Below are 10,510 nucleotides of genomic sequence, written 5' to 3' on the forward strand. Positions count from 1 at the left end.
GCTGAATCAGAGATGAACTTTTTATAATTAATATCTGATAATGCAAAGGTAAAGTTCAAAAGTAATAAAATGATGAAATATGCATAAACTGCAATGCAAACTGTAGGAGCCGCGGGCATTCATTCCTGCGGCATTGCAGCAAGAAAGTCAGTTAGTTACGGCTGTCTGCAGTGGTGCGGGCAGGAATGCCCGCACCTCCTACGTTTAGCCTTTTCTTCACATTTTATTAGTTTTGACTCAGCCTCGATAACTCAATCTATTTGGGAAATAAGAAGTCTTTCAACTTTTTAATTCCCTGCTCATATTTTTGAATGTTATGCTCCTTCAGATTTCTGATATTGAGCAATTTTCAATGGACAGAAGGATATTTGGACAAATCACCGGCACTACACAGACTCCAATCAGGGCTACCGTGGCAAATTCTTGCGGAACAGATTAATGGCTGTTCCACCATGCACGGCAAATTCCTTGATACGATATACAGACGGCATAATTCTTATCAATAATGCGACCTGCTTCTTGTACTTATCCCTCATATTCTTCTAAATCTTTTGGAATAGTCATGTTATATTTACGATTAAATGTACCATTGGTAGCAGCTTGGATTTTCCCAGTCCCGACATCTATCTTTTCGGGATGCAGTTCTTCGAACCAAAAATGACCTGCCTTTTCAGCCATATACAGAAACATCCTCTTTACTCTGTTGTTGTCCAAAGTTTCCAACAAGTGCTGTACAACATCAGAACGTAGGGTGGTCAGTTGCTCCATAACATAGTACAGATCCATGTAGCTGTATGACTTTGGAGCCAAGATTAGACTCTCCAAGAACGCTTGTTCTGGAGAAGAAACATATAACGTGCCACTGTCCGTAACTCTTTCTATTGTCTCTGTATACGAGAAGGCATTTGTGTGAAACACCCGGAAGGTAGCGTCATAGACATCACTTTGCATCCATAATGGTGTCTTGAACGTTGGTGCTGCCACCATCAGAACAGGCTTTCCCATTGGTACATAATGGTTGAACCCCGTATATTCCAAGGCAGACATTGCAGCCACTCTGAGGGTGCCACCCATCTGTTTGTTATATGACGCTATGGCATCATAAGCATTCAAACGGGCACCAGTGCGACACATCACACCTTTGCATATAGCTGTCAGCCATCCAGAGTCTCTGTATTTCTTTTGCAGTTGGACTGAATAGCCTTTCTTCTTCAGACAGTCAGCAAATAACAGCCCTGTCGGTGCGGTATTGGCAAGCAGTTGGTTTATTTTTGTTCCGTATAATACACTCATAGTTTATTGCAAAGCTAAATATTTAACTGCAAAGATAGATATTTTTATTCTTCCTTGCAAGAAACGAGTTAGAAAAAAAGCCTTGAAATAAACCAAAAGTATATTTTGATGCATAATTACCAACCAAAGAACTTTCCTCCATCATCACAAGTTTTCTCCCAATCGGATTTTCCCCACAACGTTCGTTTATGGCTCAAAAATTCGTGTGTGCTATCCGTGTACAACATAATAAAAGATAAAGGTAAAGGCTTCCCTAACTGGTTGTAATCAATATTCCACAATGTTTATCGGGTAAGCCTATATTTGGGGTCATTTAAGAAAATAGACCATTAAATAAAAGTCCTGTAAATCTTTCGACTTACAGGACTCTGTTGCGGAGAGAGAGGGATTCGAACCCCCGGTACCTCTCAGTACGCCGGTTTTCAAGACCGGTGCAATCGACCACTCTGCCATCTCTCCTTACTTGCTATGCAAGTCATGGAAGGCATATTGCCGTGCTAAACATAAGGACGATGCCTTATTGCTTTTGCGGGTGCAAAGGTAGGGCTTTTTGTTGGTTCCTCCAAATTTTTCCCTAACTTTTTTGCTCCAAAGACGAAAAAAGGCGGATTAAGGCCCCAAAAGGCGGTTTCTGAGGGTGCCATGCGGGGATGGGGAGTGCGGAATGATGAGTTGGCCATGAGGGCTGCCTTTATCAAAAACACGATGCTCGGTGAAGCCCCATCGGTAATGATGACAGTCAGAAGGCGCCTCGTTCTTTTCCTTTTGAACAGAAACGCCCATGCCACTCGGCAAAGCCCCACAAATCGAAAGGAACGCTCTGGGACCGATGCGCAACGCACCAGTCTACAACCACGACGGTAGTGCTTGCCCTACCCGACTGTTTCATCCTAACCACTTCACATTAAACCATTTACCCTCATGAGGACCCATACCTCATTTCCCACTCCACATTCCTCGCAATCAAACAGGTAGCAGGTTGGGTAGCGCTGCGACATTGGTGTTTTGTAACCGATATTCAGCAACCTACCAATTTGTCGCAAAAGACAGGAAAAGCCCAACAAAGATAGTTACCAATTTGTCGCACAAACGTGTAAACACTTGGTTTTGTGACGTTTGTAGAGGTGGTTAAAAACGTGTTATTTGAAGCACGGACAAGTGATCGAACGCTAAAAGAACACAAAACGCCCTGTTTTCGTAATATAATAATCACATAAACAAAATCATTCTCCCTATTCGTCGCCGTCATATTCCCAATTTGTCGACGCTTGCCGAAACATGTTACTAATTTGTCGCAACTACCTTACTAATTTGTCGCAGCGATGTTCCCCATTTGTCGCACCATGTTACTAATTTGTCGTCAGTTGGGCTTTGGAGCGGTTGATAATCAGCGGGTTAGGAGGCCCCTACTAATATCATGATAAACTAATGATTTACTAAAGATATCTAACTCTTTGATAAAATTCTCTTTTTTCTTTTTCTCTTTTCTTTTTTATGATGTTTGCGGAGCCGCCCTACCCTACCCCACCGTTTCTCACTGCTTTCCGGATCATTTCTTAGCGTAAGCGTTTTGGCGTTATGTGCTTTTCAAACATTTCTTTGCGTAAAGGCTTATCAGTGAACGCTTTATGCAAAAATTTCTTATGAGAAGGCTCATTATTGCTCATCTTACTGTTTGTGAGTCTTCTTTTGCCATCATGCTTGTTCGTTTTGTTTTTTATTATCATCTATCTTTACACTTACTTTCTATGTGTAAATATATAAACAAACATAAAAACAATAAAATGCATATATAAATAAAGCAAAATACATAGAAATACCCATATAAATAAATACGTTTCGCGATTAGGCATGTTTGGCATTGCGAAAGGGCATCTTTCGTGTTACGATTGGGCATGTATCGTGTCTCGGTTAGGCATCTTTCGTGCCTCGGTTTGGCATGTTTCGCAACGCCATTAGGCATGTTTTGCAGGTTAATGGGTCATTTTGACGGCTTCGCTGGCCATTTATGAAAGAGAAGAAGTAGGTGTTTCTTTTGTGTGTGTGCTTTAATAAAGATGAAAAAAGCATACAGGTTGTAATTTTTATTTTCTTTTTTCGTTTTGTTTCGTTTTTAGTACGTTTATGCATGGGTTTGCCCTTCTTCCTTTTTTGCTCTTGTTTTTTCGGTTTAGCTCGTGGTTTGTACCTCTGTTTGGTTATCCTATCTATGGTAGGAGGGTAGGGGGGGCAGGCTTCTGTTGCTAAGGAAAGGGGGTGACTCTGGGACGATCGCAAATATGCGACCGAACTTCTTTTCGCATACCCCGATTGAAATGAGAAAGGTTCTATGAAGGTTTTCTTTTCGCATACCTCTCTTTACATGAGGAAGCTTTCTGGATGGTTTTCTGCGTTTCACTTTCTGGTTGTATGGTTTATATTGTCATTAGTTTTTTTGTTATTGTGCTGAAGGATAGGCGGTTATCTGATTTTTGGGTGGTTCGAGAAGCGTTTTTTTTCGGAGAGTAGGGGGATGTGCGGTTTAAGGGGTGTTCTCGCGGTGTTTTTGCGGTGTTAAGATAGAGCTATGATGGAGCTTATGATGATTTTTGAGATTTTGGAGTGGGGTGGGAGAGGGATGCGCTTTGTGAAGAGTGAGGAAATATAATCTGGGTTTTGGCTTTTTCGTCATAGTAAAATGTTGGTTTGTTGATCATCTGATTACTAAGCAGCGTTGCCTTTTGGTAAGCCATGTTGTTATGAGGAATAGAAAAACGATGGTTTAGGGTAGGGTGGTTAAGCTGCTTAGGTATTTCTTTGCTAACGTTCTTATGAGATTATGTGGTTTTATAAGAGGGCTTCTATGTTTTCTCCAGTTCATTGTGTGTGGCTCTTGGTGTCTTTATGCGTTTGTGGAACTTCGAATATCGAGTGTTTTTATCTTCGTAGGTACTATCGTTTTGCGATACGTTTTACGATACGTTTTGTTCATTTCACTTGTGTTTTTGGGTGCGATTCATGTGAGATGCGTAAGAGAAATGTGGTTCAGAGGGTTGCTTGCTCAATGAAGGGCGGGTCTGAAGTTTGCAATTTCAGCGTCGTGGAAATCGTAAAGCGAGGAGTTCTTTTCATGTTTTTGTCGCCGTTTGGCATGTTTCTTTGTATTTTTGTTTGTTTATCCTTTTATCTTTTTAATGAACTATATATATGAATAACAAAATAAAGAAATAAATAATGGCTATATTTTCTTTCTTGTGCATAAACATATATAGACACAAATAAAGAAATAAGTGCAAGAATAAAAGCATAAACAAATAAATATAGATAAGAATAACAGAATAAATACATTAACAAATATTATGTTATCAAAACAAATAAATAAAAGAATGGATAAATGCCTATCCAAGCAAATAAATATATAAAGAAACAAATCAATAATTATGTTTAGATAATCGGTTATTTTGAATTTGGACCCGCTAAATGCGGTTAAATAAATAAATGTGTTTTTGTTTTATTATATATATAAATGGTTGTTGAGTTCTTTTTTTTGGGGGGTTCTTCTGTTAATTCCATAGATGAGATATGGAAATGCATAGATGAGATATGGGTTGACTGAAAGCGCTGAAAGGATCGTAGCGATAGGCAACAGACTCTGTAAGGGCAGCGGCTTTCTATTCAATGCTTTTGTCCTTTTATGGCGTTTGTAAAACCCAAAGGCCATCCTGGGCTATGCCCTGGAATATGAGCTTATGACCCCTCGGGTGCGCATATCCTCGCGTTTAACGGAAGAAACGTTTTGTGTGGTTGGAAACCACGAAATGGACGCAAATATGCGCCCGGTATTTTTTGAGGGAAGATTATGGAAGCTATAATGTATTAATATTTAGGTTGTTACGATATCTTTAATTAAACAAACATATATATAAATAAATAATGATGGAGGGTAATGAGATGTTTTTGTTGTTGTTAGTTTTTGTGTGTCAGGGCGTTTTAGGATGCCAGATGAAGTTTTTTTGTGTATTCGGATGCCTGATGGTTGGTTGGTATGAGCTGTTTCGGGGGAAATGATGGCTTTTTGGGGCGTTTTTGGGGTTTTGGCTTGCTGTTTGGCAGTTTGAGACGCGCGGGATGTGGTTAGCCTCGCGATGAGGTGGTGGACTTCTCTTGTGTATGAGATGCGGTTACGGTTCTATAAGGTTTGAAGATTGGTTGTTGGTTGCCGCGATTTTGGTTGTTGGTATTTTAATGTATAAATAAATATTGAACACTTCAAAACCTTCATATATATAAATAAATAAAGACCTATGAAAATAAATAATTATATACGATGAATAAACATATAAACAAATAAAAGAATAAAAGGCGATGAGTATATACAAATAAACAAATATGCAAATAAAGAAATAAAGAAACATAAGCATAAATAAACCGAAAAACATTAAAATAAAAGAATATGGATGCAAAGAAATATTAGTATAGAAAAATAAAAGCATAAAGATATGTAAGAATGAATAAAGGAATAAATTAAAAAGCTAAAAAATAAAGATTTGTTTGCGTAGATAAATAATAATGTGTATATTTGCAGGGTAATCGGGAAAGAGGCTGTTTCGGCCTCGCCACAGGGGCTTTTGCAAAGGACGCTCGGAAGGGCTGCAGAAGAGGCTCGCTGGCGCATCAAAAATGCTCGGAAGGGCGCAAGAGGCGGGAAGGCACGAGGCTCGCGTAACTGGCGGGTGGCTGGCCAAACTGGCGGGTGGCTGGCGCAAATATGCGCCAGAAATGCTTTTCGCAGAACAAGAGGGCTCTGGGGGTCTTTACGGCTCTGGGGGTTCGTTAAAGCTCTTTTTGGAGGGAGCTTTGGGGCTCGGCGGTCTTTATGGCTCTTTTTGGGGGCTTTGGGGCTCAGCAGGGTTCGTTAGGGCTCAAGGGGGTATTGCTCTGCGGTTCCCCTTTCCTTTCACCGATTTATTATAATAAGCAATTGAGGATCATGAAGAATAGGAAGATTATTTTTGCCAATCAGAAGGGTGGCGTGGGAAAATCGACGCTGTGCATACTCTTCGCTAACTATCTGGCCTGGAAAAAACAGGATGTGTGTGTGATCGATACCGACCTGCAGAAAACCATTAAGATGCAGCGACGAAAAGATATGGAGCTCTATGAAGGACAAGAGGAGCCTTACGTGGTGCAGGACTTCGATGTGCAGGACCCAGAGACCATGCAGCAGTTGATGGACTCGGCGTCGAACACCGAGGGCTATGTGCTGTTCGACTCGCCGGGTAACGTGTCGGAGGACGGACTGGTGCCGATGTTCACCAACGCCGACTTCATCGTGTGTCCGTATGAGTACGAGGAGAAGACGCTCGACTCCACGGGTACGTTCGTGCAGGTGATCAACGCACTGCGACAGCACACACCGGAGATGACGGCGAAACTGTTTTTTGTGCCTAACCGCATCGACGTGCGTATCGGTACGAAGAACGAACTCGACATGTGGAAGCAGACCGATGCTATCTTCAAGCAGTTGGGCGCCGTCACGCCGCGCATCACGGCACGCGCCGCACTGAAGCGTATCAACACGGTGGAGATCACGGCGGCGCAGCGTGAGGCGGTGAAGCCCGCCTTCGACTTCATGATTCGACGCATGAAGGAGTAACCAACGACTCGCCATCGTGGTGAGGCGGCATGGCTTGCCCCGGCGCTGTAACGGCGGGAGAAGGAAGGAAAGATAATCATCATATTTACAAAAATTTCACTATCATACTTATGGCAAACAAACAAAAGACACGCGTCGTGCTGCCAGGCGGCATCCAAGGACTGGTGCACACGTTGCAGAACGGTACGGCTGAGCCTGCCATGAAGGCTCAGGTGGACGTGACGAAGCTCAACGACGAGAACGACGACAATTCATATACATCCGAGAACGAGAACAACGAGGTGGCGGCAGAGCAGCCGGTGCAGCAGGCTCCGCAGGCACAGACGCAGACGCAACAGGCCGCTCCCGCACAGCCGACACAACAGGCGCCGCAGGCACAGGTGCAGCAAGCCGCTCCCGCACAGCCCGAGCGCGCTCCCCGTGGTCGTCGCCCGAAGGAGAACACGATGAAGGAATACACCATCGTGAAGGATGACTCGCGCGACTCATGGGATCTGTTCCTCGACATGGCGAAGCAGTATAAGGACGGTGGTGGCAAGTTGGCCACGATCTATATCGACGAGTCGCTGAAGAACGTGCTCGACAGAATGAAGTATTGTGGACCGGAGAAGCTCTCCACCTCGGCCATCCTGAGCTCTATCGTGGCACGCTTCATCTTCGACCATGAGGAGGACATTAAGAAAGTGATGTTCTCGGGACGGCTGATCTAAGGGCTGACACAGGCGCTCCAGGCTGGCTGGCACAAGCAAGCGGCTTGGAGCTGGAGGCGACTCATAGGAGGCGCGGCTTGAAACTGGAGACGGGCGCAAATATGCGCCCGAAAATGGCTTTCACAGGTGGCGAAGCTGGATGCAGACGCTCGGGCGTTCGGGGCTGGATGAGAAGGCGGGCGCTCGGGGTGCTTGGGACAGGAAGGGCGTTTCCTGTGGCTGGATAGGCAGACGGGCGCAAATATGCGCCCGAAAATGGCTTTCGCAGGTGTGGAAGTTGGATGCAGGCGCTCGTGTTCGGGGCTGGATGAGAAGGCGGGCGCTGGGCGCGCTTGGGACAGGAAGGGCGCTTCCCGTGGCAAGCGGTGGGCGGGCCTTCTGTGGGGGCCGTTCCTTCAATAACTACCCGAAAAACAATTATTTTCGGCATCTTATTCGTGTGAAACATTTGGATTATTCAGGATAATGTTTTAATTTTGCAGAAAATTGTATCGTAATGGATGCCAACGAGAAGATCATAGATACATTCGCCACACGCGTCAGACAGATGATTCTCCAGTATCACGACGTGGTGAAGGAGAACGGCGAACTGTACGCCATGGTCGACGAGCGCGACGCCGAGATCAGGCGCCTGCAGGCTGAGGTGCGCCAACTCCAGAACGATTACAAGTCGTTGAAGACGGCTCGCATGCTCGAGGTGAGCGACACCGACCTCGACACCGCCAAGCGCAAGGTGAACAAGCTCATACGAGACGTCGACAAGTGTATCACGCTGCTCAGTGAACAACAGTAACAGGTAGTGATGGCAGAAGCAGATCAGAATAAAATCAACATACGGTTGCATATCTATGACACCGATATCATGGTGCGGGTTCCGCGCGATGAGGAGCCGCTGTACCGTAAGGACGCGGAACTCATCAACGAGCTCCTCAATGCCTATTTTTCCAATTTCAAAGGCATGAAGGGCGACAAGGAGATCACCTATTTCGCCATGATCGACCTTGGCTTGAGGCTGCAGAAAGAGCTCAAGCGCAATGACACCAAACCCTACGATGATATTCTCACCAAGCTGACTTCTGAGATCGAGGCCGTGCTGAAGGAAAAATGAGCGCGCCAACGATGACGTGAGAATATGAAACATCAATTAACAACCATAAATTCATGACAACAATAATCGTAACCGCCATCGTCGCTTTGGTTATCGTCGTGGCGGGTTATCTTGTTTCTCGCCATCTCCTCGACGGGAAATACAGAGATATGATGGAGAAGGCCCAGAAGGAGGCCGATGTTATTAAGGAGAAGAAACTCCTCGAGGTGAAGGAGAAGTTCCTCAACAAGAAAAGCGAGCTGGAGAAGGAGGTGCAGCAGCGCAACCAGAAGATCCAGCAGAGCGAGAACAAGCTCAAGCAACGTGAGCTGCAGCTCAACCAGCGCCAGGAGGAACTCGGACGCCGCAAGCAGGAGAACGACCAGGCGCAGCAGCGCATCGAGAACGAGAAGAAACTGCTCGCCCTGAAGCAGGCCGACCTCGAGAAGATGCAGGAGCAGGAGCGCGCCAAGCTCGAGGAACTCTCGGGCCTCTCGGCCGAGGAGGCTAAGAACCGCCTCGTGGAGAGCATGAAGGACAAGGCAAAGATGGACGCCGCAAGCTACATCAACGAGATTGTGGACCAGGCTAAGCTCGACGCCAACCAACAGGCACGTAAGATCGTCATACAGACCATCCAGCGCGTGGCCACGGAGACCGCCATCGAAAACTCCGTCAGCGTGTTCCATATCGACAACGATGAGGTGAAGGGCCGCATCATCGGTCGTGAGGGTCGTAACATTCGCGCCCTCGAGGCCGCCACAGGCACCGAGATCGTCGTCGACGACACGCCCGAGTCGATTATCATCTCGGCCTTCGACCCCGTGCGTCGTGAGGTGTGCCGCCTGGCGCTCCACCAGCTCGTGGCCGACGGTCGCATCCACCCCGCACGCATCGAAGAGGTGGTGGCCAAGGTGAAGAAGCAACTCGACAACGAGATCATCGAGACCGGTAAGCGCACCGCCATCGACCTCGGCATCCACGGTCTGCACCCTGAGCTCATCCGCATCGTGGGAAAGATGAAGTATCGCTCATCCTACGGACAGAACCTCTTGCAGCACGCCCGCGAGACCGCTAACCTCTGCTCTGTGATGGCCGCCGAGCTCGGACTGAACCCGAAGAAGGCTAAGCGCGCCGGACTGCTCCACGATATCGGTAAGGTGCCCGATGAGGAGAGTGAGCTGCCGCACGCTCTGCTCGGTGCTAAGATCGCTGAGAAATATAAGGAGAAACCTGATATCGTGAACGCTATCGCCGCCCACCACGACGAGGTGGAGATGGCCACCCTGCTGGCTCCTATCGTGCAGGTGTGCGACGCCATCTCTGGTGCCCGTCCCGGTGCCCGTCGCGAGATCGTGGAGGCTTACATCAAGCGTCTCAACGACCTTGAGGCCATCGCCATGAGCTACCCCGGCGTTACCAAGACCTACGCCATCCAGGCGGGTCGCGAGCTGCGCGTCATCGTGGGTGCCGATAAGATGAACGACGACGAGAGCACAAAGCTCAGCTCTGAGATCGCTGAGAAGATCCAGAACGAGATGACTTACCCCGGACAGGTGAAGATCACCGTGATCCGAGAGACACGATCGGTGGCCTACGCCAAGTAAGGCTTCTACATAGCTATAACAAAGCGCCTCACGGAGGCCTGGATGACAGGCTTGCCGGGAGGCGCTTTTTTTGTGGGGGTGCGGGGCTTGGCGGGCGCTTGGAGGGTTCTTGACGGGCGCAAATATGCGCCCGAAAATGGCTTTCGCGGGGTGGGAGGGTTTGGCTTTCGCGGGGTGG

6 protein-coding genes, 1 tRNA gene and 1 pseudogene are annotated in these 10,510 nt (G+C 46.7%); 5 read left to right on the plus strand and 3 right to left on the minus strand.

Going from position 1 to position 10,510, the window contains the following annotated elements; all coding sequences use genetic code 11:
* Window positions 1–410 precede the first annotated feature (410 nt).
* From KM934_RS13195 to KM934_RS11535, 3 genes and pseudogenes are all read right to left on the minus strand, one after another.
* A pseudogene (locus KM934_RS13195) lies at window positions 411–536 on the minus strand (nucleotidyl transferase AbiEii/AbiGii toxin family protein); the annotation flags it as partial.
* Entirely contained in the window at window positions 526–1,293 is a 768-nt protein-coding gene (locus KM934_RS11530) for a type IV toxin-antitoxin system AbiEi family antitoxin domain-containing protein (RefSeq protein ID WP_215760752.1), read from the minus strand. The gene KM934_RS11530 and the pseudogene KM934_RS13195, both read right to left, overlap by 11 nt.
* Before the next feature lie 374 nt (window positions 1,294–1,667).
* Window positions 1,668–1,752: transfer RNA gene (locus KM934_RS11535), tRNA-Ser, on the minus strand.
* Window positions 1,753–6,262: 4,510 nt separating this feature from the next.
* Here KM934_RS11535 and KM934_RS11540 point away from each other — a divergent pair.
* From KM934_RS11540 to rny, 5 genes are all read left to right on the plus strand, one after another.
* Window positions 6,263–6,928, plus strand: a complete 666-nt coding sequence (locus tag KM934_RS11540) for a ParA family protein (protein ID WP_215760753.1) — start codon at window positions 6,263–6,265, stop codon at window positions 6,926–6,928.
* A 110-nt stretch (window positions 6,929–7,038) separates the two neighbouring features.
* Window positions 7,039–7,638 carry a hypothetical protein gene (locus KM934_RS11545; RefSeq protein WP_215760754.1) on the plus strand — a complete coding sequence of 200 codons (600 nt, stop codon included), beginning with the start codon at window positions 7,039–7,041 and terminating at the stop codon, window positions 7,636–7,638.
* A gap of 496 nt (window positions 7,639–8,134) precedes the next feature.
* Window positions 8,135–8,431 (plus strand): hypothetical protein, encoded by a 297-nt coding sequence (locus tag KM934_RS11550; protein ID WP_215760755.1) that lies wholly within the window; start codon window positions 8,135–8,137, stop codon window positions 8,429–8,431.
* Between the two features lie 9 nt (window positions 8,432–8,440).
* Entirely contained in the window at window positions 8,441–8,746 is a 306-nt protein-coding gene (locus KM934_RS11555) for a cell division protein ZapA (RefSeq protein ID WP_215760756.1), read from the plus strand.
* 53 nt (window positions 8,747–8,799) lie between these two features.
* Complete coding sequence (gene rny / locus KM934_RS11560; RefSeq protein WP_215760757.1) at window positions 8,800–10,332, plus strand: ribonuclease Y; 1,533 nt, start codon at window positions 8,800–8,802, stop codon at window positions 10,330–10,332.
* Window positions 10,333–10,510 lie beyond the last annotated feature (178 nt).

The sequence above is a fragment of the Hallella faecis genome (genome assembly GCF_018789675.1).
In the GTDB taxonomy this organism is placed as follows: Bacteria; Bacteroidota; Bacteroidia; order Bacteroidales; family Bacteroidaceae; genus Prevotella; species Prevotella faecis.

Excerpts from the sequence above, each read along its gene's own strand:
- rny (WP_215760757.1), top strand. The coding sequence starts at position 8,800 with ATGACAACAATAATCGTAACCGCCATCGTCGCTTTGGTTATCGTCGTG.
- KM934_RS11550 (WP_215760755.1), top strand. The coding sequence starts at position 8,135 with ATGGATGCCAACGAGAAGATCATAGATACATTCGCCACACGCGTCAGA.
- KM934_RS11555 (WP_215760756.1), top strand. The coding sequence starts at position 8,441 with ATGGCAGAAGCAGATCAGAATAAAATCAACATACGGTTGCATATCTAT.
- KM934_RS11545 (WP_215760754.1), top strand. The coding sequence starts at position 7,039 with ATGGCAAACAAACAAAAGACACGCGTCGTGCTGCCAGGCGGCATCCAA.
- KM934_RS11530 (WP_215760752.1), bottom strand. The coding sequence starts at position 1,293 with ATGAGTGTATTATACGGAACAAAAATAAACCAACTGCTTGCCAATACC.
- KM934_RS11540 (WP_215760753.1), top strand. The coding sequence starts at position 6,263 with ATGAAGAATAGGAAGATTATTTTTGCCAATCAGAAGGGTGGCGTGGGA.